Origin of the sequence: Comamonas sp. (genome assembly GCF_036666375.1) — a bacterium.
Taxonomy (GTDB): domain Bacteria; phylum Pseudomonadota; class Gammaproteobacteria; order Burkholderiales; family Burkholderiaceae_C; genus Comamonas.
Genome location: NZ_JAVWWA010000029.1, coordinates 1 through 22,815 on the forward strand (window position 1 = coordinate 1; position 22,815 = coordinate 22,815).

General features: G+C 65.9%; 26 protein-coding genes. 17 read left to right on the forward strand and 9 right to left on the reverse strand.

Features of this window, described 5'->3' with window-relative positions; all coding sequences use genetic code 11:
* On the reverse strand, positions 1–582 hold a 582-nt coding region (locus RR928_RS09440; protein WP_332548126.1), incomplete at its 3' end, for a LysR family transcriptional regulator.
* A gap of 105 nt (positions 583–687) precedes the next feature.
* On the opposite strand from RR928_RS09440, the gene RR928_RS09445 reads away from it, so the two are divergent.
* From RR928_RS09445 to RR928_RS09480, 8 genes are all read left to right on the forward strand, one after another.
* Positions 688–1,518 (forward strand): DODA-type extradiol aromatic ring-opening family dioxygenase, encoded by an 831-nt coding sequence (locus RR928_RS09445; RefSeq protein ID WP_332682299.1) that lies wholly within the window; start codon positions 688–690, stop codon positions 1,516–1,518.
* Between the two features lie 141 nt (positions 1,519–1,659).
* Entirely contained in the window at positions 1,660–2,226 is a 567-nt protein-coding gene (locus RR928_RS09450; RefSeq protein ID WP_332535467.1) for a sigma-70 family RNA polymerase sigma factor, read from the forward strand.
* Positions 2,223–2,990, forward strand: a complete 768-nt coding sequence (locus RR928_RS09455; RefSeq protein WP_332535469.1) for an anti-sigma factor — start codon at positions 2,223–2,225, stop codon at positions 2,988–2,990. Before RR928_RS09450 ends, RR928_RS09455 begins: the two co-directional genes overlap by 4 nt.
* Positions 2,991–3,119: 129 nt before the next feature.
* On the forward strand, positions 3,120–3,428 hold the full coding sequence (locus RR928_RS09460; RefSeq protein ID WP_332535471.1) for a TrfB-related DNA-binding protein: 309 nt from the start codon (positions 3,120–3,122) through the stop codon (positions 3,426–3,428).
* Positions 3,425–4,198, forward strand: a complete 774-nt coding sequence (locus RR928_RS09465) for a ParA family protein (protein WP_332535473.1) — start codon at positions 3,425–3,427, stop codon at positions 4,196–4,198. The genes RR928_RS09460 and RR928_RS09465 overlap by 4 nt, the downstream gene beginning before the upstream one ends.
* Positions 4,195–5,232 (forward strand): ParB/RepB/Spo0J family partition protein, encoded by a 1,038-nt coding sequence (locus tag RR928_RS09470; protein WP_442881447.1) that lies wholly within the window; start codon positions 4,195–4,197, stop codon positions 5,230–5,232. The genes RR928_RS09465 and RR928_RS09470 overlap by 4 nt, the downstream gene beginning before the upstream one ends.
* Before the next feature lie 139 nt (positions 5,233–5,371).
* Complete coding sequence (locus RR928_RS09475; protein ID WP_332535475.1) at positions 5,372–5,818, forward strand: hypothetical protein; 447 nt, start codon at positions 5,372–5,374, stop codon at positions 5,816–5,818.
* A gap of 24 nt (positions 5,819–5,842) precedes the next feature.
* Positions 5,843–6,106 carry a hypothetical protein gene (locus RR928_RS09480; RefSeq protein ID WP_332535477.1) on the forward strand — a complete coding sequence of 88 codons (264 nt, stop codon included), beginning with the start codon at positions 5,843–5,845 and terminating at the stop codon, positions 6,104–6,106.
* Between the two features lie 36 nt (positions 6,107–6,142).
* Here RR928_RS09480 and RR928_RS09485 read toward each other — a convergent pair whose 3' ends face one another.
* A complete protein-coding gene (locus RR928_RS09485; RefSeq protein WP_332535479.1) occupies positions 6,143–7,528 on the reverse strand; it encodes a metal-dependent hydrolase family protein in 1,386 nt (461 codons plus the stop codon).
* Between RR928_RS09485 and RR928_RS09490 the strand changes: the two genes are divergently transcribed.
* Positions 7,527–7,718, forward strand: a complete 192-nt coding sequence (locus RR928_RS09490) for a hypothetical protein (protein WP_332535480.1) — start codon at positions 7,527–7,529, stop codon at positions 7,716–7,718. The two genes, RR928_RS09485 and RR928_RS09490, sit on opposite strands and share 2 nt — an antisense overlap.
* Here the strand turns inward: RR928_RS09490 and RR928_RS09495 are convergent.
* On the reverse strand, positions 7,702–7,983 hold the full coding sequence (locus RR928_RS09495; RefSeq protein WP_332535481.1) for a hypothetical protein: 282 nt from the start codon (positions 7,981–7,983) through the stop codon (positions 7,702–7,704). The genes RR928_RS09490 and RR928_RS09495 overlap by 17 nt on opposite strands.
* A gap of 417 nt (positions 7,984–8,400) precedes the next feature.
* Here RR928_RS09495 and RR928_RS09500 point away from each other — a divergent pair, with 417 nt between their 5' ends.
* A complete protein-coding gene (locus RR928_RS09500) occupies positions 8,401–8,916 on the forward strand; it encodes a nucleoside 2-deoxyribosyltransferase (RefSeq protein WP_332535483.1) in 516 nt (171 codons plus the stop codon).
* Between the two features lie 7 nt (positions 8,917–8,923).
* On the opposite strand, the gene RR928_RS09505 is transcribed toward RR928_RS09500, so the two are convergent.
* Complete coding sequence (locus RR928_RS09505) at positions 8,924–10,297, reverse strand: sensor histidine kinase (protein ID WP_332682302.1); 1,374 nt, start codon at positions 10,295–10,297, stop codon at positions 8,924–8,926.
* Positions 10,294–10,953 (reverse strand): response regulator transcription factor, encoded by a 660-nt coding sequence (locus RR928_RS09510; RefSeq protein WP_332535486.1) that lies wholly within the window; start codon positions 10,951–10,953, stop codon positions 10,294–10,296. Before RR928_RS09510 ends, RR928_RS09505 begins: the two co-directional genes overlap by 4 nt.
* A gap of 129 nt (positions 10,954–11,082) precedes the next feature.
* Here RR928_RS09510 and RR928_RS09515 point away from each other — a divergent pair, with 129 nt between their 5' ends.
* The 3 genes from RR928_RS09515 (at position 11,083) to RR928_RS09525 (ending at position 17,189) form a co-directional block, all read left to right on the forward strand.
* On the forward strand, positions 11,083–12,909 hold the full coding sequence (locus tag RR928_RS09515; RefSeq protein WP_332535487.1) for a phosphoethanolamine transferase: 1,827 nt from the start codon (positions 11,083–11,085) through the stop codon (positions 12,907–12,909).
* A gap of 273 nt (positions 12,910–13,182) precedes the next feature.
* A complete protein-coding gene (locus RR928_RS09520; protein ID WP_332535488.1) occupies positions 13,183–14,742 on the forward strand; it encodes a M28 family peptidase in 1,560 nt (519 codons plus the stop codon).
* A 311-nt stretch (positions 14,743–15,053) separates the two neighbouring features.
* Complete coding sequence (locus RR928_RS09525; protein ID WP_442881448.1) at positions 15,054–17,189, forward strand: putative bifunctional diguanylate cyclase/phosphodiesterase; 2,136 nt, start codon at positions 15,054–15,056, stop codon at positions 17,187–17,189.
* A gap of 39 nt (positions 17,190–17,228) precedes the next feature.
* Here RR928_RS09525 and RR928_RS09530 read toward each other — a convergent pair whose 3' ends face one another.
* Both RR928_RS09530 and RR928_RS09535 read right to left on the reverse strand, forming a co-directional pair.
* Entirely contained in the window at positions 17,229–17,699 is a 471-nt protein-coding gene (locus tag RR928_RS09530; RefSeq protein WP_332535490.1) for a guanylate cyclase, read from the reverse strand.
* A 24-nt stretch (positions 17,700–17,723) separates the two neighbouring features.
* On the reverse strand, positions 17,724–18,821 hold the full coding sequence (locus tag RR928_RS09535) for an extracellular catalytic domain type 1 short-chain-length polyhydroxyalkanoate depolymerase (RefSeq protein ID WP_332535492.1): 1,098 nt from the start codon (positions 18,819–18,821) through the stop codon (positions 17,724–17,726).
* 234 nt (positions 18,822–19,055) lie between these two features.
* Between RR928_RS09535 and gntA the strand changes: the two genes are divergently transcribed.
* Positions 19,056–19,751 (forward strand): guanitoxin biosynthesis heme-dependent pre-guanitoxin N-hydroxylase GntA, encoded by a 696-nt coding sequence (gntA, locus tag RR928_RS09540; protein ID WP_332682306.1) that lies wholly within the window; start codon positions 19,056–19,058, stop codon positions 19,749–19,751.
* On the forward strand, positions 19,744–20,349 hold the full coding sequence (locus tag RR928_RS09545; RefSeq protein WP_332535496.1) for an urea carboxylase-associated family protein: 606 nt from the start codon (positions 19,744–19,746) through the stop codon (positions 20,347–20,349). Before gntA ends, RR928_RS09545 begins: the two co-directional genes overlap by 8 nt.
* A 190-nt stretch (positions 20,350–20,539) precedes the next feature.
* Here RR928_RS09545 and RR928_RS09550 read toward each other — a convergent pair whose 3' ends face one another.
* Positions 20,540–20,896: a DUF3703 domain-containing protein gene (locus RR928_RS09550; protein WP_332548120.1), complete on the reverse strand. Its 357-nt coding sequence runs from the start codon at positions 20,894–20,896 to the stop codon at positions 20,540–20,542.
* Between the two features lie 153 nt (positions 20,897–21,049).
* Between RR928_RS09550 and RR928_RS09555 the strand changes: the two genes are divergently transcribed.
* Complete coding sequence (locus tag RR928_RS09555) at positions 21,050–21,757, forward strand: pentapeptide repeat-containing protein (RefSeq protein ID WP_332535498.1); 708 nt, start codon at positions 21,050–21,052, stop codon at positions 21,755–21,757.
* 20 nt (positions 21,758–21,777) lie between these two features.
* On the opposite strand, the gene RR928_RS09560 is transcribed toward RR928_RS09555, so the two are convergent.
* Positions 21,778–22,305 carry a GNAT family N-acetyltransferase gene (locus RR928_RS09560; protein ID WP_332548119.1) on the reverse strand — a complete coding sequence of 176 codons (528 nt, stop codon included), beginning with the start codon at positions 22,303–22,305 and terminating at the stop codon, positions 21,778–21,780.
* Positions 22,306–22,396: 91 nt separating this feature from the next.
* Here RR928_RS09560 and RR928_RS09565 point away from each other — a divergent pair, with 91 nt between their 5' ends.
* A complete protein-coding gene (locus RR928_RS09565; protein WP_332535502.1) occupies positions 22,397–22,798 on the forward strand; it encodes a VOC family protein in 402 nt (133 codons plus the stop codon).
* Positions 22,799–22,815: the final 17 nt, after the last annotated feature.

Consider the following 22,815-nt stretch of genomic DNA (forward strand, 5'->3'; position numbering starts at 1 on the left):
CGTATAGCTGAGGCAATTGTGTGCCGACAGTTCGGTGACACGCCGCGGTGTGCCGTGGCGCTCCAGATAGCCCGGTGCCGCGCAGATCCGCAAAGGGCAATCGGCCAGGCGACGCGCCTTGAGCGCGCTGTCCGCGAGATGGCCAATGCGTATCGCCATGTCCCAGCCTCCCTGTATCAGGTCCTGCTGGGCATCGCTCAGGCCCAGTTCCACCTCGACCTGCGGATAGCGGCGGCTGAACTCGGGCAGCAGCGGCGCGATGAACCGCGTGCCGAACGACAGCGGCAGATTGATGCGCAAGCGGCCCACCGCGTCTACGCGCCGGGCCGCGACTTCCGATTCGGCTTCTTCCATTTCCTGCAGGATGCGCCGGCTCGCGGCCAGGTAGTCGGTGCCGGCTTCGGTCAACGTCAGACGCCGCGTGGTGCGGTGCAGCAGCTTGACTCCCAGCCGTGCTTCGAGGGCATCCACATGTTTGGTCGCCATGGCGGGCGACATGTCCAGCGCGCGCGCCGCGGCCGACAGGCTTGCATGGCTAGCTGCCAGGATGAAAACCTGCATGCCGGTAAAACGATCGAGCATTTATTTGATACCCGTAGTAGGAGCTCTTGGCTTGAATCAAAGGATTCTATGTTTTATTGAATCAAATTATCATCGAATTCCAGGCCACAAAAACACCCCGACCCCATGCACCAACTCCCCGTCTCGCCGTCCACCGCCGCGCTCCAGCCCGTGCTGTTCATTCCCCATGGCGGCGGCCCCTGCTTCTTCATGGACTGGTCGCCAGCCGACACCTGGAGCGGCATGGCCGAGTTTCTGCGCGGCGTGGCGGCCACGCTGCCCGCGCGGCCCAAGGCGATCGTGCTGGTCTCGGCCCACTGGCTCACCCCGGGTTTTCGCGTCACGTCGGGCGCCCGGCCAGGCCTGATCTACGACTACTACGGTTTTCCCGAACACACCTATCAGCTGACCTATCCCGCGCCCGGCGACACCGCGCTCGCCGAGCGCGTGGCGGGGCTGATTGCGGCCACCGGTCTGGACAGCGGTCTGGATGGGGCGCGCGGTTTCGACCACGGCATGTTCATTCCGCTCAAAGTGATGTTTCCCGCAGCGGATATTCCGGTGGTGCAGCTGTCGCTGCGCGACGACTTAGATCCCGCGGCGCATCTCGCGCTGGGCCAGGCGCTGGCCGGGCTGCGCGCCGAAGGCGTGCTGATCATAGGCAGCGGCATGAGCTTTCACAACATGCGCGGCTACGGCGATGCGCGCTACACCGCCCCGTCGCAGGCGTTCGACGACTGGCTCACCGCGGCCGTGGAGTCGCAACCTGGGGAACGCCGCGCCGCGTTGTGCAATTGGGCGCGCGCACCATTCGCGCACGACTGCCATCCCGCATGCCATGAGGAACACCTCATTCCGCTGATGGTGACCGCGGGCGCGGCCGGTCAGGACCCGGGCCGCAAGGTGTACTCGCAGCAGGTCATGCGCACCCAGGTGTCGGCATATCGTTTCGGTTGAGATCGAAGGGCGCAGACCCTGGTCCGTGGCATCATCCAGCGTGCAGCATGTTCAACGTCGCATCGCCTGCAGCGGCGCACGCGCCGCTGCAGGGGCCGCGATCAACGGGCGTGAAATTCTCACTTGTCTGGAGCCAAGACCTTGTCTGTTCACTTCGACGATTTCGACTACGAGGCCACCTTGCTCGCCTGCGCCGCGGGCGAGCGCGCCGCAATGCAGAGGCTTTATGAACAGGAAGCCGGCCGCCTGTTCGGCGTGGTGCGGCGCATCGTGCGCGACGCCGCGCTGGCCGAAGACGTGCTGCACGATGCCTGCGTCAACATCTGGACCCGAGCCGCAAGCTTCGATCCCGCGCGCGGCTCGGCACGCGGCTGGATCTACAGCGTCGCGCGCAACCTGGCGCTGAATGCCAGACGCGATGATTTGCGCGAAGCCGATGTGCCGCACGAAGCCTTGCAGGCGATCGACGACCAGGCTTCGCTCGCTGCCTGGGAAGCGGTGAGCCGCTCGGACCAGTGGGCCGACAGCGCGGGCCGCGTCAGCCACTGCCTGGCCGAGCTCGAGCCGGTGCGACGCGACTGCATCATGTATGCCTATGTCGAAGGGCTGTCGCAAAAGGAAATCGCCGCGCGTGTCGAAGCCCCGCTGGGCACCGTGAAGGCCTGGATACAACGCAGTCTCGTGGCCCTCAGGGCCTGCATGTCATGAATCAGACGACTTCGCCGAATTTTCCCGATGATGCCGACAACGCCCAGCAGGCGCTGGCCGGCGAGTATGTGCTGGGCACGCTGTCGCGCGAGGAGCGCCAGGCCGTCGATGCGCTGCTCGGCAGCAATCCCGCATTGCGCGCCGCGGTCGACGCCTGGCAGCAGCGCCTGCTGCCTTTGGTGTCTCTGGTCGAACCGGTTGCGCCGTCTGAGCGTCTCTGGCAGCGCATAGAGCGCAGCCTGGACCATGCGGATGCAGCCGCCAAGGTGTCGCCTGCGCCCGCGCGCGCCGCGCCCAGGTCCGTGCCCTGGTGGCGCGATTTCCAGTCGCTGGCCTTGTGGCGCGGCCTCACGGCCGGAGGCTTTGCGCTGGCCACGCTGCTGGCCGCGGTGCTGGTGCTCAAGGTGGCTGCGCCCCTGCCGGGCACGCGCTATATGGTGGTGCTGGTCGCGCCCCAGGACCGTTCACCGGGATGGGTGATGCAGACCAGCAGCGACCGCAAGATCGAGCTGATTCCCCTGGGCGCCATGGAGATCCCCGCCGACAAGGCGCTCGAACTGTGGACCAAGGCCGATGATTGGAATGCGCCGATCTCGCTGGGCCTGGTCAAGCCCGGAGAGCGCGTGCAGGTGCCGCTGGACCGTATTCCTGGCGTTCAGCCCAACCAGCTTTTCGAGCTGACGCTGGAGCCGCCCACCGGATCGCCCACGGGCCGTCCGACCGGACCCATCCACTTCATCGGCCGCTCGGTGAAGGTGTCCTGAATCGCGGAAAAACACCTGCGAGCAAAGCCGTTGTCAGCTGCTTTAGCAGCTAAAATCTGGGGCACCAGTTTAGCTAAACCTGCGTCCTGGGCCGGCATTCCGCCGGCCCTCGATGCCGTCTTGAACTCCATGAAAAAACGGCTCAGCGAGGCGCAATTTCAGGCGTGCATTCACGGCCTGGACGTGGGCGCGCAGACCCTGCAGATCGCCCATGGCGTTCTGGTGCGTGGACAGACGCAGGCCTCCTTCGTCCAGGCCCTGGGCCTGAGCAAGGGTGCGGTGTCCCAGGCCGTGCACCGGGTCTGGCGCGTGTTCACGCGCAGCGATATCCCGCCAGGGTATGAACGCGTGTCTGCGGTACTGCCGCAGCATCAGGCATACATCGTCAAGAAATGGGCCGAGGACGCACAGGCCAGGAACAACGGATCAAAAATATGAAGACCTTGGTCGTAGCACAGCAAAAAGGCGGTGTCGGCAAAACGTCCAGTGTGGTGCACTTGGCGTTCGATTTTCTGGAGCGCGGCCTGAGCGTGGCCGTGATCGATCTCGACACCCAGGCCAACGCGTCCTACACCCTGGGCCAGTACAAGATCGAGGCCCGGGCCAGCCAGCTGTTCGGCCCGGTGCCGGCCGACCGCTGGCAGCAGGCCGCGCAGGCCCAGGACGATGGCCCGCGCCTGGCGCTGATCGAGGCCGATCCCGAACTCGCCAACGCCGTGTTCCTGCCCCTGCCCAAGGCCAAGAAGAACATGTTGGCCAACATCGAGGCGCTGGCCGAACAGGGCTTCGATATCTGCCTGATCGACACCGCGCCGGGCCTGGGCGTGGCCCTGGTCGCGGCGCTGTATGCGGCCGACTGCGTGCTGTCGCCCATTGAACTCGAGGCCTACAGCATCCAGGGCATCAAGATGATGCTCACGACCATCATGAACGTGCGCAAGGAAAATCGCAGCCTGCAATTCCTGGGAATGGTGCCGTCCAAGGTCGATGCGCGCAATCCGCGCCATGTGCGCCACCTGGCCGAGCTCAAGGCGGCCTACCCCCAATTGATTGTTCCGGTCAGCATCGGCCTGCGCAGCAGCATCGCCGATGCGCTGGCCTCTGGTGTTCCGGTCTGGAAGATTCGCAAGACCGCGGCCCGCAAGGCCACGCAGGAAGTGCGTGGCCTTGCCGCCTATGTCTTTGACAAAATGGAGATTGCGCAATGACAGTTGCAGCGAAAAAGCAAAAGTTTTCCTACGTTCCTGCCGACAAGAAACCCGCGGGCCCGGTGATGGGCGGCCTGGGGCTGGAGGAAATGGGCGACCTGTCGGCGCTGCTCGCCGGCCCCGAAGCCGTGGTTCAGGGCGGCGGCCCGCTGGCCCTGGAGATGACGCTGATCGATGAAGATCCGCACCAGCCGCGCACCCAGGACAATCCGGGCTTTTCCGAGCACAGCCTCGAGGAACTCGCGGCCTCGATTTCGCTGCGCGGCGTCAAGACGCCGATCTCGGTGCGCGAGCATCCCGATGCCGTCGGCCGCTACATCATCAACCATGGCGCACGGCGCTTTCGCGGCGCGCAGCGCGCGGGCCTGGCGACGATTCCCGGCTTCATCGACAACGACTACAACGAAGCCGACCAGGTCGTGGAGAACCTGCAGCGCAATGAATTGACGGCGCGCGAAATCGCCGACTTCATCGGCCGCGAGCTCGCCAAGGGCATGAAGAAAGGCGACATCGCCAAGGCCATCAGCAAGTCGCCGGCCTTCATCTCGCAGCATGTGACGCTGCTCGACCTGCCCGAGCCGCTGGCCCAGGTGTTCAACACCGGCCGCGTGCGCGACGTGACCGTGGTCAACGAACTGATGACCGCCTACAAGAAGACGCCGCAGGACGTGACGGCCTGGCTGGGCGATGCCAACCAGGAAATCACGCGCGGCTCGGTCAAGCTGCTGCGCGAATTCCTCGACGTCAAGAGCCAGCCCCAGCCGGCCGCGAGCGCCGCACCGGCCAGCCCGGCGGCAGCGGCCGCGAAAGCCGTGGCCGCGCCGCCGGCCAAGCCCGGCAAGGCTGCGCCCGCCGATCCGCTGCGCAATGCGGTGGTCCATGTGCTGCACAACGAGCGCGCCGCGCGCCTGATGCTCGAGCGCCGCCCGGCCCGGCAAGGCCTGGCCTGGCTGAAGTACAACGACGATGGCCAGGAGTTCGAAGCCAGCCTCAAGAGCGTGACCCTGGTGGCCTTGCTCGAAGGCCAGGAATAAGAACGCCAGGCCCTGGAGGCCTGGGTCCGGCCCGCGCCGCAGCGCGCGCGCCAGGCCGCAAAATAATTTGCGTCGATGATGGAACCTTGCGGTTCGGGGCGTTACTCACAAGACGTACTGACTGTTCAAGGGATCACCCATGTTTGCGCCCTATGAAGATCTTCTGTCTGCGCTGGCAGAAGAAGTAGGTCTTGAGGCGTCATCGCTGATTTCCTCGCAAGAGATAGTCATTGATGAGCTGCCGATTTCCCTCAGGCTCGAAGGCGAAGGCGAGCAGGCCGAACTGCGCCTTTGCTGCCAGCTGGGCATTCCGAGCAAGCCGCGCTGGGCCCTGGCCATCCGCACCATGCTGCAGGCCAACCACCTGTGGACCGGCACCGGGGGGGCGACCTTGGGCATGCTGGAAAACGATATGGTGAGCCTGAGCGTGCGCCGCCTGCTCAGCAGGCTCAACGCCGACCGGCTCGCCGTCCTGCTCGCCAAAACTGCCGATATCGGACTTGCGTGGCAGGACTTCATTACCCAGGACCAGGCCGTCCCCGTGATGCCGGAATTCTTCCACGAAGCGAGCCTCGTGCGCGTTTGAGTTCAACCAACTGGAATCATGACCATGGATCCCCTCTCGATGCGCGTTGCGAATCCTGCGTTGCCAGCGCACGCCGAGGCACCTGTGGATGCCGCTGCTGGGCGAGCGGCTTCGTCGCTGGACGTGGGCCGGGCCGTGGTGGGCTGCGGCGCGCTGGCCAACCGGCAGATTGCCGTGGGAGCGGGCGAAGAGCGGGCGCGTTCCACTTGCTCCGCTTCGGCCATTGGCGCGCGGCTGTCCCGGATGTCCACCGCGCTGCAGGCGATCGTGCTGAGCCCGCGACCCTGAGCGCATTGCGACCCGCGGGCCCGGCGGCGGCGACGTCTACAGCGTGTTCTTGTGGACCTTGCCGTCCTTCATGATGAGACGCAGGTTGCGCTCGGGATCGGCCAGAAAATCGAGGTTGACGCCGGGGTCGCCATCGGCGACCAGCAGGTCGGCCCAGGCGCCTGCGGCAATGCGGCCCAGCACGCCGGGATAGGGACTGCGCGCGCCCGACAGCGCGAGCAGCTGGCCGTTGGTGCCCGTGGCCTGGCCCAACAGCGTCAGTGGATCGTAGAAGCGTGTGAGCTTGGCGAGCTGCCGGCCTTGCGTCGCGGTGTTCTTCGGGTTGAACAGGATGTCCGTGCCCCAACCGGTCCTGATGCCGTGTTTCTGCGCCAGGGCATAGGCTTTTTCCGTGCCTTCGGCGACCTGCCGCTGGCTTGCGCGCTGCCCCGGGTCGGCGTAGACATTCGCGTCGGCATCCTGCAGGAACGGCTGCAGGCTCCACCAGACGCCTTCGCCTTGCATCATGCGCACGCTGGCCTCGTCGGCGAGCTGTCCATGCTCTATGCATTTGACGCCGGCACGGATCGCGCGCTGTATTCCCTTGGGCGTGTAGACATGCGTCATCACATAGGTGTTCCAGTCGCTCGCCGCCTCCACTCCCGCGCGCAGCTCGCGCTCGGAGAACTGCGTGCTGTCCAGCGGGTCATACAGCGACGCCACGCCACCGCCGGCGAGCATCTTGATCTGCGACGCGCCCAGCATCAACTGCTCGCGCACGCGGCGCAGCACCTCGGCCTCGCCATCGGCGATCATCGCCACGCCCATCTGCTCGACCAGGCTCAGCGGACCGTTGGCGGCGCGCGGCAGATCGCTGCGCAGGCGGAAGTCGCCATGTCCCGACGTCTGGGAAATCATCGCGCCGCTGGCGAAGATGCGCGGCCCTGGCACCAGGCCTTCGTCGATGGCACGCTTGAGTGCGAACGCCGGCCCGCCGGCATCGCGCACCGAGGTGAAGCCGCGCAGCAGCGTGCGCTGCGCCTCCTGCGCCGCGACCAGGTAGAGATAGCCCAGGTCGGCGGAAACCGCCGAAAGCTGGGAGATGCCCGCGAGCATGGTGTGCCAGTGCGTGTCTATCAGCCCCGGCAGAACCAGCTTGCCCTGGCAGTCGATCACCTGCGCGTTCTCCACCACTGCCGCCGTGGGCAGCAGCTCGGCAATGCGCTGGCCTTGTATCAGCACCTGGACGCCGGCGCGCGGCGCCTGGCCCGAACCGTCGAACAGCCGCATGTTGCGCAGCAGCAGCGGGCGGCGCGTTTGCTGCACCGGCGTTTGCGCCACGGCCTGGGGCAAGGCAAACGGGGCCAGCATGGCGGCTGCGCCGCCGAGAAAATGGCGGCGCGAAAGATCCTGTGTGACGCGCAGATGCAGGCGCTGGCACATGGCGCTGCTGCAGGCGCAGCCTCTGGCGCGTATCGGACCCAGGCGCCAGGGAAATGCGCTAGGGGAATCGGATGGTGAATCCACAGGCACCTTTCTTGCAGGCCGCGCATTGCAACTCGCAATGCGTATCCTGCGCAATGAAGGGGGCGCGGCCGGTGTGCCGCGTCAGGCGTTTATTTCAGGCCGCTGATTTTCCATTTGCCATCGGCCAATTGGCAGAACGATACCTTCCAGCTGTTGGCGCGGCTGCCCTGGCTTACCTGGCCCTGCAGCAGACGGCATTCGCCCGCAGATCTGGTCTGTACCCGCGGGCCGGGCGTGAGCACCACCTTGACCGGCGGCTTGCCCGCGCGCGCACTGCTGCTCCATTCGGCCACGGTATCCGCAGCGCCTTCATTGAGTGTCTTGCCGATGAACGATTTGAAATCGGGCACATCCTTGGAAGGTATATGCACCAATACAGTTTGGTCGAGCAAAACATAGGGTACGGCCTGGGCCTGTGCTGCCGGCAACAGCAGCAACGAGGCAGTGCAGGCTGCAGCTTGAAGAATGAAGGTATTCATATGCAACACAGTGTCACATGGATGCATCGGCGGTGCAAATTTCGTTCCGGATAATGTCGACTATTGCCGTTTGGTGAAGATTCACAGCGAAAAAATCCCTGCAGAAAAGGCCGGGCGATAATTGAATATCGGTTGATGAACAGAATGCTTTTTCTCTGCGGGTATTGCCGCCCGCCCGCTCTTTCATAACCATGTTCGTGCTTGCGGTTCAGCGTTGCGGTCATTTCCGGCAACAAGCCAGCCACCCTGGCGGTTAGCATGGTTTGGCAGGCGCGCGTTGTGCCTGTGCCCATCTGGGAGGTGCACCAAATGTTGAAGAGCGTCTATCTGGCCGGCCCCGAAGTCTTCTATCCCGATGCGCGCGCGCATGGCGGGCGCATGCAGGCGGTGTGCTGCGAGGCTGGATTCTCGGGCCTGTTCCCGCTCGATGCGGAAATTACCGCGCTGCCCGACGGGCAGTCGCTGGCCATCTATGAAGCCAACCGCGCGCTGATCGAGCGCGCCGATGCCGTGGTCGCGAACCTGCGTGATTTCCGCGGCTTCGAACCCGACAGCGGCACGGTGTGGGAGGTTTCTTATGCGCTGGCCCGGGGCAAGCCCGTCGTGGGTTACTGCCCCACGGCGGCGACCATCGTGCAGCGCGTGCAGGCCAGCCCCCATGGCAAACTGTTCGACGCGCAGTGCGCGGTCGAGGATTTCGGCCTGCCGCTCAATCTGATGCTGGCCCACAGTCTCACAGCGATTGCCTATGGCAGCGAGGACAATTTCCTGGGCCTGAAAGCGGCGCTGGCAAAACTCCAGGCGCTGCCAGATTTCAGCGGCTGAAACGCGCTCAGCGCGGCGTGGATGTGGAGAAGTTCAGTCGCACTTCGAGACCTGTGCCGCCGTCGGCCGGTGGCGAGCGCAGCTCCAGCTGCGCCCCATGCTTGAGCGCAATCGAGCTGACGATGGACATTCCCAGCCCGTAGCCCACGCGCCGGCTGTCGGCGCGCACATGGCGCTGCAGGATCAGTGGCAGTTGAGCCGCCGGCACGCCGGGACCATGGTCGCGCACCACGAGCGCCGGCGCGGGCCAGCGCTCGACGCTGAGCTCCACGGCGGCGCTGGTATGGGTCAGGGCGTTGTCGAGCAGGTTGCGCAGCGCGATTGCCAGGCCGTCGATATCGCCCTGTATCCACACCGGTTCATGGCCTTCGGGGGCAATCCAGTCCAGACGCTTGAGCGCGCGCGGCTGCTGCCAGAACTCCTGGGCCAGCGTGCCGGCCAGCTGCACCAGGTCCACCGGAGCGAAGCTTGCGCTGTCGCCGGCTTCGGCGCGTGACAGCTGCAGCAGGCGCTCGGTGCGGTGAGACAGCGTTTCCAGCGCCTGCAGCGCGGCCTTGGCTTCCTCCAGCGGCACGTTCGATGCGGCGTTCGATTCGGCCTGGTCGATCGCGGTGTGCAGCCGCAGCCGCACCGATGCCAGCGGGGTCCTGAGTTCATGCGCGGCATTCGCCGCGAGCGAGCGCTCGACGTTGAGCGCTTCCTGCAGACGGCCCAGCAGCAGGTTCACGCCCAGACCGACCTGGGCCAGCTCCAGCGGGTAGTCGGCGGTGCGCAGCGGATCCAGATGGCTGCCGTTGCGCGCCTGGATCTGCTCCTGGATGTCGCCCAGGCTGCGCAATTTCCGGCGCGCGACCCAGCGGATGATCAGGGCCAGCACCGGCAGTATCAGCAGCAGCAGCAGCACCAGTCCGGTGAGCGTGTTGCGGCTGGCTTCACGGCGCTCCTCCTGGGTGTCGGCCAGCTGCAGCCACAGCTGCTTGGCGGGGTCGTAGATTGTGAAAATGCGGTAGTTGCTGGTGTCGCTGAAGCCTTCGGCCAATTCGCTGGTCCAGCCGGTTTCCGGCGCCGCCTCGGTGCGCACCAGCACGCGTCCCTGGAGGTCGCGCAGTTGCAGCAGCAAGGGTGCGTCGTGCACGGTATCCGGTGCCTCATGCATCACGGCCGGCGTGGCTTCGCCCGGGTCCGGGATGTACATGGGCGAGGCAAACAGCTGGCGGTGCGCGCTTTCCGACAGCTCGAAATCGAAATTGCGCTGGATCTTGTAGTTCACATACCAGGCGACCATCCCGGTTCCCACGGCCCAGACCAGCACCACGGCCGCCAGCAGGGCGCGCGTGAGGCTCGATACCAGGCTGGGCTGCAGCGGTGCGTCGGCGCTCATGGCGGTGCGAGGCGGTAGCCAATGCCGCGCACGGTCTGGATCAGCGAGTTGCCGAGCTTGCGCCGCAGCCGGCTGATGAACACTTCGAGCGTGTTGCTGTCGCTGCTGTCATCCCATTGGTAGAGCGCATCGAGCAGACGTTCGCGCGTGTGCACCTGCTGGGCGCGGCTGGCGAGCACGCGCAGCAAGGCCCATTCCTTGGGCGTCATGACCACGGGAAAGCCATTGGCCTTGACGACTTCGCGCGTCAGATCGATGCTCACATCGCCGCGCGTGACCACCGAGCTGGTCTGGTGGCCGCGGCGGCGCTCGACGGCGCGCAGCCGCGCCAGCAGCTCCTCCGGATCGTAAGGCTTGATCAGATAGTCATCGGCGCCCGCATCCAGCCCGCGTATGCGGTCGCTGACCTGGTCGCGCGCCGTGACCACGATCACCGACGCAGGATCGTCCTGGGCCTGGATGGTGGGCAGCAGTTGCAGACCGTCGCCGTCGGGCAGGTTCAGATCCAGCAATACGGCCGAATAAGCCGCCAGCGACACCATGGAACGTGCCTGGCTGAGGTCGGCGGCCAGATCCACCAGGAATTGCTTGCCGTGGAGGTAACCCAACACCGCGTTGGCCAATGCGGCATCGTCCTCGACCAATAAAATGCGCATGGGCAGTGGAAATAAAGGTGACGGGCCCCATGGTACGCCCTGGGCGCTGCAAGTATGGGCGGCTTACCTGAACCAAGTCTGAACGTGGCATTCAGGGCGGGTTCAGGGCGGCTGCCTACATTGATGGCCGTGAATACTCTCGCCATACTCCAACCGCCCACTTCGCTGCCCGAAGTGCCCGCCGGCCTTCTTGCCCGGGCCGCAGCCCACGCGCGCCGATACAGGATGAGCCTTGCGCCGCGCTGGGGCGCGGCGCTGCTGACGCTGTGGTGCACGCTGCTGCTCAATGCGCCGCTGTGGTCCAAGCTGGCCCAGCTGCCCGACTTCGTCGACCCCTGGTTCTGGAAGCGCGCGGCCATCGTCGGCCTGATCGCCTGCGCGACCTACTGGTGGTTCATGCTGCTGTCCTGGCCCGGCCTGCGGCGCCTGGGCTGGAGCCTCACGCTGCTGACCGCTGCGGGCATGGAGTACTACATCCAGCATTACGGCATCCTGCTGGACAGCGGCATGGTGCGCAATGTGCTGCAGACCAATACCAGCGAGGCCCTGGCCCTGCTGGGTCCGCGCATGCTGCTGCATATCCTGGTGTTCGGCGGCCTGCCCAGCCTCTGGCTGTGGTTCGGCGTGGCCTGGCGGCGCGATTCGCTGTGGCGCGGCTGGCGTTCGCTGCTGCTGGTCCTGGCCAGCTTCGCCCTGCTCGCGGCCGGGGTCGCCGGCATGTACCGCCAGCTCGCTCCCCTGCTGCGCAACCACATGGAACTGCGCTATCTGATCAACCCCACATCGGGCATCGTCGCGCTGGCCGATGTCACGCTCAAGCCGCTGCTGATCCCAGCGCGGCCTTTCGTGTCCATTCTGGGCGGCGCGGGCCTGGGCGCGAGCTACGGCATCGCGCAGTCGGGCGGCGGGCCCGCGAGAAGCCTGCCGGTGTCGATGGCCGCCGGCAGCTCCGCGCACAAGCCGCCGCTGCTGGTCCTGGTCGTGGGCGAGACGGCGCGCGGCGACCATTTCGGCATGAACGGCTATGCACGCGACACGACGCCGCAGCTGCAGGCGCGCAACGCGATCAGCTGGAGCAATGTGCGCTCCTGCGGCACCAATACCGCAGCCTCCGTTCCCTGCATGTTCTCGCATCTCGGCAAGAAGGACTTCGAGGCGCGCAAGGCCAACCATGAGACGCTGCTCGACGTGCTGCAGGCCGCGGGCCTGGGCGTGAGCTGGCTCGACAACCAGTCGGGCTGCAAAGGGGTCTGCGATCGCATCCCGCATGCCACGGCCTACGATCAGGCGACCGCGACCCAGCGCGCCAAATGGTGCGAAGCCGATGGCGAGTGCCTGGACCAGCTGATGCTCGACCAGCTGGACCTGAGCCTGGCCAAGATTCCCGCGCAAAAGCGCGCCGTGGGCACGGTGCTGGCCCTGCATCAGATGGGCAGCCATGGCCCGGCCTATTTCCGCCGCTCGACGGCGCAGGCCAAGCACTTCCGGCCCGAATGCACCACGCAGGTCACATCAGATTGCAGCCAGCAGGACCTGATCAACGTCTACGACAACAGCATCGCCGAAACCGATCTGTTCGTCGCGAAGACCATAGACTGGCTCAAGACCAAGGCCGCCGACTATGAAGTCGCGCTGGTCTATCTGTCGGACCATGGCGAGTCGCTGGGCGAGAACGGCATCTACCTGCACGGCCTGCCCTATGCGATCGCGCCCGACAGCCAGAAGCATGTGGCCTGGATCACCTGGCCCGGCACGCTGGCCGCGCGCACCCGCACCAACGAGGCCTGCCTGCGCGCGGGCAAGGCCCAGCCGCTGACCCATGATTTCTACTACCACACGGTGCTGGGACTGCTCGACGTGCGCAGCCCCACCTACCGCAGCGCGCTCGATGCCTATGCACCTTGCCGGCAGCAGGCGCTGGTGAGCCGCGCGCCGAATGTGCCCGATGCGCTGTGAGCGACTCTCCATCGCGCGCAACAGTCGGTAAGTTCAGCCTCCGATCGCAAAATTAGCCGGGCCTGCACGCCGCCCGGCCGGCGGCGCGAACGGCTTGGTGGCGGCGTGTTTTTCCTCTCGACTGGACCTCCTTTTGCACGACCCCGATCGGGGCTTTGCGGCCGTAAATGCCGAACGCCCATGGTGTGCGCAGGGCTTGATATGTGGGCAAGGTGATGCGTGGCCGCGCGCGCGCCGCGCTGGCATCATCCGGGCGCTCAAACGAGGAACGCCATGACCCACACCACGTCACTGATCTCGAGATTGCGTACCCAGACCGCACCCGGCAACGCGCCCTGGCGCTGTTGTCTCATCGCCGCCGCGGCTTTGCAGCTGTGCGCCTGCGGCGGTGAGGACGGCTCCAGGGCGGTTCCCATTTCCGCCGCCGCGGGCGAAGCTGCAGGCGCCGAATCCGCACCGCGTCCGGCATTTGCCCCGGCATTGATGACCGCTCCCACCGACTGCGCCACGCGGCCCAACGACACACCAGACCAACTGCTCGAATGCGTGACGCTCGCGGGCGTGCGTGCCCACCAGACCGAGCTCGCGGCGATCGCCCGGGCCAACAATGGCACGCGCATGGCGGGCTCGCCGGGCTACGACGCGTCGCTCGCCTATGCGCGCAAAGTATTTACCGAGGCCGGCTACCGCGTCACGGTCCAGCCGTTCGAGTTCGCGCTGTCGCGCATCCACGCGTCTAGCCTGCGCGAACCGGGCCAGATCGCGCCCGAGTCGATTCCGCATCTGGTCGCCGACTACTCGGGCAGCGCCGATGTCACCGCCGAGGTGAGCCGCCCGGCCGCTGCCGTGGGCTGCGAGGCCGCGGACTTCACCGGGTTCCCGCGCGGCAACATTGCGCTGCTGCGCCGCGGCGGCTGCGATCTCGCGCAGAAGGCCGCGGCTGCGGTGCAGGCCGGCGCCGTGGGCCTGGTCATCTACAGCCTCGACGACGGCGCGCTCACGGGCAGCCTCTCGGCCGAAACGCCGCCGGACCTGCCCGTGGTGCTGGTCGGCAAGACCGAAGGCGAGCGGCTCGCGCAGCGCACGCTCACCGGCGTGCAGCTGCACCTGCAGACCGAAACCTCACGCAGCATGGCCACCACCTACAACCTGCTGGCCGAATCGACAGGCGGCGACCCCGACCATGTGACCATGGCGGGTGCTCACCTGGATTCGGTGCGCGCGGGCGCGGGCATCAATGACAACGGCTCGGGCGTGGCCGCAATCCTCGAGACCGCCCGCCAGATGGCGCGCGTGCAGCCGGTGAACCGGCTGCGGTTCGCGCTGTGGGGGGCCGAGGAACAAGGCCTGCTGGGCTCCACCTATTACGTTCGCAAGCTCGACGCTGGTCAGCGCGCGAAAATCGACCTGTATCTGAACTTCGACATGATAGGTTCGCCCAACCATGTGTTCGAAGTCTATGGCGGCGACGGCTCGGCCGGCAAGGAAGCGATCTCGAGTCCGCAGCAGTCGGCGCAGATCGTGCAGTTCCTCGAAAGCTTCTATGCGCAGCGCAAGCTGCCATCGAAGCGCGTGAATTCAGGCGGGCGTTCGGACCACAAGCCGTTCGCCGACGCAGGCATTCCCTTCGGCGGATTGTTCACCGGTGCCGAGGAAATCAAGAGCCAGCAGGATGCCGATACCTGGCGCGGCACGGCCGGCAAGGCATTCGATCCCTGCTATCACCGCGCCTGCGACAACCTGGACAACTTCAATGCGGCGGCGCTGGACGTCAACGCCGACGCCGTGGCCAATTCCGTGCTGTTCTTCGCGATGAACCGATTGGCGCGCTGAGCCTCTAAGCGGTCTGCAGGCAAGCGCCCTGGCGCGGGCGCTGCCGGCATGGGGTCGCCAACCCACCTGCCCTCGCGCTGCGCGTCGGGGCAGGTGGGCTTTGCTTCGCCCGTATGCCGAGCGGGAAATCACGGGCCATGCGACAATTTTTGTCTTTCATTGCCTTGGCTGGCGTGGGCCCGGCATGCCACGCATCTTCCTCCCACGCTTCCATCGTGCATGGAGTCGGCGCCCGAGCGCCAGGGGAGAGCTTGCCAGGCGCAATGCCGCCTGCAGTTCCCGATTGGATTTCTCCCCGTATGACTACGTTCATGCCCTCCGGCTACAACCTGTTGGTGGTTGCCGCGTCGTTTCTCATTGCCATGCTGGCTTCCTACGTCACGCTGGACCTTGCCCGGCGGGTGCGCAGCGCCCAGCGCCGCGTGGGCCTTGCCTGGTGGGCCGCGGGCTCGCTGGTCATGGGCACCGGGATCTGGTCCATGCATTTCCTGGGCATGCAGGCGTTCACGCTGCCCATTGCCATCGGCTTTTCCAGCGGAATGACGCTGTTGTCCTGGCTCGCGGCACTCGCGGCCGCGGGCGTGGCGCTGGAGCTGGCCAGCCGCGAGCATTTCGGCCACTGGCAACTCGCGCTCGGTGCGCTGTTCATGGGCGCGGGCATCAGCGGCATGCACTACATAGGCATGGGCGCGATGGATATGGCGCCGGGCATCGTCTGGGATCCGTTCATCGTCGCGCTGTCGGTGCTGATCGCGGTACTGGCATCGGCCGCGGCGCTGCTGATCTTCAAGCTGCTGCGCCAGGTGCATGCGGGCCAGCGGCTCAAGTACCAGCTGGGCGCTTCCTGGGTGATGGCCGTGGCGATCTGCGGCATGCATTACACCGGCATGGCCGCGGCGAGCTTTCTCATGGGCTCGGTGTGCCTGAGCGCGGGCGAGCTCGGCGGCCCCGGCCTCACGGTGCTGGTGGTGATGGCGGCCGGCATGCTGCTGGTCAGCACGCTGTTCACCTCGATTCTCGACGCGCGGCTGCAGAGCACGGCCGAGCGCCTGACCGAATCGCTGCAGGAAAGCAATGCGCGGCTCAAGGCCGCCAACGACGAGCTGCAGCACCGCGCCTTTTCGGACCCCTTGACCGGCCTGCCCAACCGGCTGCTGTTCGAGGACCGGCTGCGCCAGGCGCTGCTGCGGCTGGACCGCACCAACCACGAAGGCGTGGTCGATCGTCTGGCGGTGCTGTTCGTGGACCTCGATGGCTTCAAGCCCATCAATGACTCGTTCGGCCACGCGGCCGGCGACCTGATACTGCGCGGCGCGGCCGACCGCCTGCGGCTCGAGGCGCGCGAAGGCGATACCGTGGCGCGCGTGGGCGGCGACGAATTCCTGCTGCTGCTCGAGAACGTGGTCGACGAGGAGGCTTGCATCAACGTCGCGAAAAGAGCGCTGACCGCGCTGTCCAAGCCGTTCGAGCTTACCGGAAAGCAGGTGCAGATCGCCTGCTCCATAGGCATTGCCATCCATCCCGGCCACGGCGAACGCAGCAAGCTCGTGGCTAACGCCGACGCTGCCATGTATGCGGCCAAGCGCGCCGGCGGCAGCTGCCATGTGCTGTTCGAGCCGCACATGGGCACGGATGCCTCGGCGCAGCTGGAGCTGCAAAACGACCTGCGCCATGCGCTGGACCGCGGCGAACTGTCGCTGCATTACCAGCCAAAGATCGACGGCCTCGACGGGCAGATCTGCGGCGTGGAAGCCTTGCTGCGCTGGAACCATCCCCAGCTGGGCATGGTCAGCCCCACGGTGTTCATCACGCTGGCCGAGCGCTTCGGCCTGATCGGGCTGCTGGGCAATTGGGTCATAGACGAGGCCTGCCGGCAGATCGCGGCCTGGAAGCGTGAAGGAGCCAACATTCGCGTGGCCATCAATATCTCCGCCTACCAGTTGCGCGACAACACCCTGACCGCACGCATAGAGCGCGCGCTGAGCCAGCATGGCGTGCAGGCCTCGCAGCTGCTGTGCGAGATCACCGAAACCGTGGCCATGGAAGACATGAAGGCCACGCAGCGCACGTTCGACGGACTCGCGCGCATAGGCGTGTTCCTGTCCATAGACGACTTCGGCTCAGGCTACTCCAGCCTCAACTATCTGCGCCAATTGCCGGCGCGCCAGCTCAAGATAGACCGCAGCTTCGTCAAGGACCTCGAGGTCAGCGAAGATGCGCGCTCGGTGGTGAATGCGGTGGTGAAGCTGGCACATGCCTTGAATCTGCGCGTGGTCGCCGAAGGCGTGGAGACCGGCGGCCAGCGCGACATCCTGCTGGCGATGCACTGCGATGAGTTGCAAGGCTACTTCTTCGCGCGGCCGATGTCGGCCGACAGCCTGCTGGCCTGGTCGCAGAACGAGAGCACGCGCGGGGCCCCCGACAAGAGCCTGCCGGCGCAGGGCTGAAGCCCGCGCGGCGCGCAGCGCCGGCGCCGCGTTCCACGCTTATGCCGGCACGGTGCGCAGCGGCTGGTCGAGGTAGGCCGGCAGCAGCTGGGCGGCCGCGCGGAAAATCTCGAATTCGTTGTCGTCAAGCTCCAGCGCCTGGGCATCGAAGTGGCACATCGTGCCGTACAGTTCACCGCTGCTGTCGAGCAGCGGCAAACCGACATAGGAAAGCAGCACGCCCTGGTACTTGTGGCCGTCGAGGCGCGGATCGGCGCCCGAGTCCTGTGTCGTGAACAGGCCGTCGCGCAGCGTGAATTGGCAGAAGCTGTCGCACAAGGGCACGACCTGCAGGAATTCGGGCACGATCTCCCCCAGCTTGTCATGCAGGAACATGTTGCGCAGCGCGCCTTCATGCAGGCGAAAAACGCCGGTATATCGATGCGGCACACGGGCGTTGAGAAATGCCAGACCAGCCGGGCCCTGGGTCTCTAGCGAAAGTTGGTATCCCTGAAGGATGGACGAGTTCATGTCCTACAGAATACGCTAAATCATTCAACCTGCCGTGGCGCTCAGGCGCGCCTGGTCCGCATGGTTTTTGGGGTGGGCCAGGAAGAAGCGCAGCATCTCTGCGGTCGCGTCCACGCCTGCCGGGTCCGTATAGCTGCCGCCGGGATTGCCGCCAGACCAGGCATGGCCGGCGCCGTGCAGCTGCCAGTATTCGACCGTGGTGCGGCCAGCGCTGTCCTGGTAGAGCGTCTTGCTGTAGCGCTGTCCCTGCGCGGATTCGCCTTCGCTGGCCTGGACGTCGCCGCCCGGCGTTTCCCGGGCCTGGAGCGCGGCATCGACCACCGCGATGCCGTTGCTGACATGCACGGTGCTGTCGGCATCGCCATGGAAGACGATGGTCGGCGGCACGGCGCCATGGGCCGTGCCATGTGTCGCACAGCCTATGCGCATGGCAGTGAGCGCTGACATCACGTCGGTGGCGCAGCCCCGCGGCAGCCCTGAATGCACACCGATGGCGGCGAACATGTCGGGATACGCGGCGCCGAGGATGTCGGCCATCGCCCCCCCGGCCGACAGGCCGGCGACGTAGATGCGCGATCTGTCGACGGCGTGGCTGTCGGCGATAGACCGCGTGAGCGCCGCGAGCACCGCGGGTTCGCCGCGGTCGCGCTGCTGGTTCTGTGGCGTGAACCAGTTCCAGCATTTCTTGGGGTTGTCACGTGAGGACTGTTCTGGGTAGAGCACGATGGCGCCGAGTGCCGCCGCCTGGGCATTCATCTGCGTGCCGGCGGCGAAGTCCTGCGCATCCTGCGTGCAGCCATGCAGCATCACGACCAGGGGGCGCGGAGCGCCGCGCACTGGCTGCGGCGGTACATGGAGCTTGTACGTCAGCGTGCGGCCGCGCTCGGTGAAAGTGCCGTCCAGCCATTGCGCATCGCCGGCGGGCGCCTGGGGGACATGCTGCTGCGCCGGCGCACTTTCTTCGCGCGCCGGCCACAGCGCGGGATTCAGGGCCCTGAACTGCGCGTTCATCGCAGGCAGCAGTGCGGAGACACGCGCCAGCGCGGGTTTGGCGGCGTATTGCAGATTCTTGCGGGTCCATTTGCGGGCCTGCGACTGCATTTTCTTGAGCAGATAGTTCACGCATTCTTTCGTTAGCGGCCAACGGCGGGGAACGGCTTGCACTTTTGACCTCCCTGCACTGTCCTCGCTTTATTTATGTTGCACTGCAACATTTGTCCTCGATTGGTTGTAGGTGCAGTCCTACCAGGGCGGGGCGGCGTGGGTGCATCCCTACAATCCCGGGGCCCGCGCTCCCACGGCCGGGCCGGCAATGGGCGCACCGAGGATGGGCGAGGATGGACTTAACTTAGCTGCATGCAACTCCATCCCACAGAAAACGACCCGTGCGCTCCCGCGTCCGCAGGCCTCCTCAAGGAGTTCATCGCCGACAAGGCCTTTCCCTGCGTCGGTGCCAAATCGGCGCTCAACAAGGGGCGCATGCAGCTGCAGGAATTCGGCGAACTCGGTGATGAAGCCCTCACTGCGGCGCTGCACGCTGCGCTCATGGACTATTCGCGCCAGTACCCCGACCCCGGCATGGTGCCCGTGAGTTTCATTGCCGTGTTCCGCGCGCCCAAGCTCGATGAACTGCGTTTCGAGCAGCAGATGTGGCGCCAGCTGCAGGCGCTGCACGCGCATGATTGCGCCCACCGCATTCCCTGGGCGGCGGACGTCAGCGACGATCCCGGCCGCGAGGATTTTTCGTTCAGCGTAGGCGGGCGCGCGTACTTCGTCGTCGGCCTGCACCCCGGGGCTTCCCGACTGGCGCGCCGCGCGCCCATGCCTTGCCTGGTCTTCAATTTCCATGAGCAGTTCGAGCAGCTCAAGGCCAGCGGCAAGTACACCTTGCTGCAGGATGCGATCCGCACGCGCGATATCGCGCTCCAGGGCGCGATCAACCCGGTGCTGGCACGCTTTGGCGAAGCCTCGGAGGCACGCCAGTATTCAGGCCGGGCGGTGGAAGCCGGCTGGCAATGTCCATTTCATTCGAAAGTCCCCAAAGATGCATGAAGTCCAGCACGCCTGCACGCGTATTCCTCCCCAATCGGGCGTTGCCTTTCGCCTGCGCGCCGGCGAGATCCTGCGCATTCACGACCCGCTGGGCGAGCAGGTCGCCGACCTGTTTGCGTTCAGGGACGGCGACCATGCCTGCAGCCTGTCTTCCGGGCGCAGCATCGACTATGCGTCCAAGATCTATCTGAGCAGCGGCGACACGCTGTACGCCAACGACAGCCGGCCGATGTTCGTGATTCTCGAAGACCGGGTCGGGCGCCACGATTTCCTGCTGACGCCCTGCAGCCAGGAGATGTTCGAGATCCTCTACAGGCACCAGGGCCACCACCCGAGCTGTTTCGAGAATCTCTACACCGCGCTGGCCGAATTCGGCATCCGGCCCGAGCAGATCGGCACGACGTTCAATGTGTTCATGAATGTCGAAGTCGGCCCCGATGGCGCGGTCGCGGTGAAGCCACCCAAGTCCAGGCCCGGCGACTTCATCGAACTGCGTGCCGAGATGGACCTGATCTGCGGCCTGACCTCGTGTTCGGCCGAGAACTCCAACAACGGCAGTTTCAAGCCCATCGACTACGAAATTCTCGCGCGCAGCTGATATTGCCGGTCCGAAAGCATTCTTGCGCGCAATGGAAGCGGCCGCGGCCCTGCTGTGCCTGTTTTTTGAGCATGCCCTGGAAAGCCAGCACTGGCGCCACTTTTTCAAGTTGTTCCGGTGGTTATGCACAAGCTTGGACGCCCGGCGTGGGGATAAGACGGCAGCCCGGAAGACTGCCATGCGCGCTGGGTCACTGCCGGCGTGCCCGGGCAATGAGTTGCGCGATCTCAGGGCGCACGGGCAGCGGCGTGAAGGCGCTCACGGTGGCGCGCCCGGGGTTGCCTGCGGGCAGGCGCCGGCTCAGATGGCCCAGCGGCACCAGCGCCAGTCGCAGCAGCTGGCCCATGGTCTCCGAGCCGTCGGCGCTGCGCCAGGCGAGGGCCAGCATGCGCACATGCGTCTGCCAGTGCGGCCCCAAATGCAACTGGCCCAGCACATGCGCGGCCTCGAGCAGCAGCCAGGCCTGGGCGCTGGAGCCTGCGGCCTCGGCCTGCTGCAGCAGGCGCAGATGGGTGGCGGGATCGAAGCTGGAATCGCAATGGGACATGGTTTCACCTTTCTGGCCCTATTGAAAACACTGCAGCCACTACAGGGTCAAGCGGTTTCGGCCCGGATCAGGGTTTTGGCGCAGCGCACGAGCATGTTGTGAAAACCCCGTTCCGGGCCGTTAAGCTGGCGGTTCTGCTCCCAGACTCTTCGCATGACACATACCGCCAGCCCCGTTCCGTCGCCTGCCACCCTGATCGAGGACCAGGCCCTCTCACGCGCACAGATGGAGTCGCTGATCGAGTCCGGCGCGCCGCTGGCGTTCGAACGCTGCGATTTCGAAGGCGTAGACCTGTCGCGGCTCGTGCTGCGCGACTTCGAATTCAGCGCCTGTTCGTTCATCGAAGCCTCGCTGTTTGCCGCCTCGCTGAGCCGCACGGTCTGGCAGGGATGCCGCGCCCGCCAGGCGGACTTCGAATCGGCCGACCTGACCGATGCGCGTTTCCACTCCTGCGACCTCAACAATACGCGCTGGCGCCGCGCCAAACTGGGTGCCGCCTTCTTCCAGGGATGCAAGCTCACGGGCGCGAACTTCGAGGAAGTCGCGCATCTGGGATTGAAGTTCGAGGACTCGCTGCTGGTCAGTGCCAACCTGCAGCGGCTGTCGTTTCGCAAGCTGCAGCTGCAGGACCTCAATTTCTCGGACGCCAATCTGTCGGGTTGCGATTTCCGTGATGCCGTCTTCATCGGCGGCAGCCTGCGCGATGCCCACCTGAAGCTCGCGCGCTTCGAAGGCGCCGATTTGCGCGAGGCCGACATCGGCGGCCTCAAGCTCGAGGACGCGCGGCTGTTCCGCGGCGCGACCATCTCCCACCGCCAGGCCGCGGACCTGTTGATGGAGCTCGGGATCTCGGTGGATTGAGCCAGGCCTTGCCAGGGGGTCTACCGCTCGGCGGGCAGATGGCTGTACACCAGGACATCGTGGGCATGGCCCTCTATCCAGCGGAACTTTCGCAGGCGGCCTTCATGCTCGAAGCCTGCGCGTTCGAGCACGCGCCGCGACGTCTCGTTGCCGATCAGCAGCGTTGCCTGAATGCGCACGAACCCCTGGCGCTGTGCCCATTCGACGATGGCGCAGCAGGCCGCGGTGGCCAGGCCCTGGCCCCATTGGTCCGGCGCGATGTCGTAGCCGACATCGGCGCTGCGATGCACCTTGGAGATCGTGTGCAGGCCCACGGTGCCCAGCAGGGCGTCGTCATCGGTGCGCGCGATCGCGAATCGGACCTGGGAGACCGGGTTGTGCAGTTCGGTGGCATCGACGAACTCGCGCAGCGCGTCCGTGGTCTGCGGGCGCCAGCTGATGCCCTGGCGCACCGGATCGCTGCGCAGATAGTCCAGCCAGTGCGCAAGATCGGTCTCGCGGATGGGGCGCAGGTGGGCGAAGCCGTTGGCAAGAGGATGATTCAGCAAGGGTGTCATGCATGCAGAATACTGAAAGCCCCGGCCAGCCCCTGTGGGATTCTGCCCCGGCTTGTCCCTTCACCGCAAAGCAAGTATCTCCATGATCAGCCACCTGGACCACCTGGTTCTCACCACCGCCGACGAAGCGCAATGCGTGCGCTTTTACACCGAAGTGCTGGGCATGAAGCTCGAATCGTTCATCGGCGGCACGCCGCCCGTGGAGCGCAAGGCCTTCATGTTCGGCGCGCAGAAAATCAATCTGCATGTCAAGGGCCGCGAGTTCGAGCCCAAGGCGCATACGCCCGTTCCGGGAGCGCTCGACCTGTGCTTCATGGCGTCGGTGCCGCTGGACGCGGTGATTGCGCATCTGCACCAACTGGGCGTGCCGATTGCCGAAGGCCCGGTGCTGCGCACCGGCGCGACTGCGAGAATTCGCTCCATTTATCTGCGCGACCCCGACCTCAACCTGATCGAGATTTCCGAGCCGGTCGGCGCGCCCTAGCCCGCACCGCTCGCTCC

What these genes read in the sequence shown, in the direction of transcription:
- RR928_RS09555 (WP_332535498.1), top strand. Translation starts at nt 21,050, where the DNA reads ATGACACATACCGCCAGCCCCGTTCCGTCGCCTGCCACCCTGATCGAG.
- RR928_RS09525 (WP_442881448.1), top strand. Translation starts at nt 15,054, where the DNA reads ATGCCCTCCGGCTACAACCTGTTGGTGGTTGCCGCGTCGTTTCTCATT.
- RR928_RS09530 (WP_332535490.1), bottom strand. Translation starts at nt 17,699, where the DNA reads ATGAACTCGTCCATCCTTCAGGGATACCAACTTTCGCTAGAGACCCAG.
- RR928_RS09550 (WP_332548120.1), bottom strand. Translation starts at nt 20,896, where the DNA reads ATGTCCCATTGCGATTCCAGCTTCGATCCCGCCACCCATCTGCGCCTG.
- RR928_RS09565 (WP_332535502.1), top strand. Translation starts at nt 22,397, where the DNA reads ATGATCAGCCACCTGGACCACCTGGTTCTCACCACCGCCGACGAAGCG.
- RR928_RS09545 (WP_332535496.1), top strand. Translation starts at nt 19,744, where the DNA reads ATGCATGAAGTCCAGCACGCCTGCACGCGTATTCCTCCCCAATCGGGC.
- RR928_RS09485 (WP_332535479.1), bottom strand. Translation starts at nt 7,528, where the DNA reads ATGTGCCAGCGCCTGCATCTGCGCGTCACACAGGATCTTTCGCGCCGC.
- RR928_RS09455 (WP_332535469.1), top strand. Translation starts at nt 2,223, where the DNA reads ATGAATCAGACGACTTCGCCGAATTTTCCCGATGATGCCGACAACGCC.
- RR928_RS09460 (WP_332535471.1), top strand. Translation starts at nt 3,120, where the DNA reads ATGAAAAAACGGCTCAGCGAGGCGCAATTTCAGGCGTGCATTCACGGC.
- RR928_RS09505 (WP_332682302.1), bottom strand. Translation starts at nt 10,297, where the DNA reads ATGAGCGCCGACGCACCGCTGCAGCCCAGCCTGGTATCGAGCCTCACG.
- RR928_RS09470 (WP_442881447.1), top strand. Translation starts at nt 4,195, where the DNA reads ATGACAGTTGCAGCGAAAAAGCAAAAGTTTTCCTACGTTCCTGCCGAC.
- gntA (WP_332682306.1), top strand. Translation starts at nt 19,056, where the DNA reads ATGCAACTCCATCCCACAGAAAACGACCCGTGCGCTCCCGCGTCCGCA.
- RR928_RS09510 (WP_332535486.1), bottom strand. Translation starts at nt 10,953, where the DNA reads ATGCGCATTTTATTGGTCGAGGACGATGCCGCATTGGCCAACGCGGTG.
- RR928_RS09490 (WP_332535480.1), top strand. Translation starts at nt 7,527, where the DNA reads ATGGCGCTGCTGCAGGCGCAGCCTCTGGCGCGTATCGGACCCAGGCGC.
- RR928_RS09520 (WP_332535488.1), top strand. Translation starts at nt 13,183, where the DNA reads ATGACCCACACCACGTCACTGATCTCGAGATTGCGTACCCAGACCGCA.
- RR928_RS09475 (WP_332535475.1), top strand. Translation starts at nt 5,372, where the DNA reads ATGTTTGCGCCCTATGAAGATCTTCTGTCTGCGCTGGCAGAAGAAGTA.
- RR928_RS09465 (WP_332535473.1), top strand. Translation starts at nt 3,425, where the DNA reads ATGAAGACCTTGGTCGTAGCACAGCAAAAAGGCGGTGTCGGCAAAACG.
- RR928_RS09500 (WP_332535483.1), top strand. Translation starts at nt 8,401, where the DNA reads ATGTTGAAGAGCGTCTATCTGGCCGGCCCCGAAGTCTTCTATCCCGAT.
- RR928_RS09445 (WP_332682299.1), top strand. Translation starts at nt 688, where the DNA reads ATGCACCAACTCCCCGTCTCGCCGTCCACCGCCGCGCTCCAGCCCGTG.
- RR928_RS09480 (WP_332535477.1), top strand. Translation starts at nt 5,843, where the DNA reads ATGGATCCCCTCTCGATGCGCGTTGCGAATCCTGCGTTGCCAGCGCAC.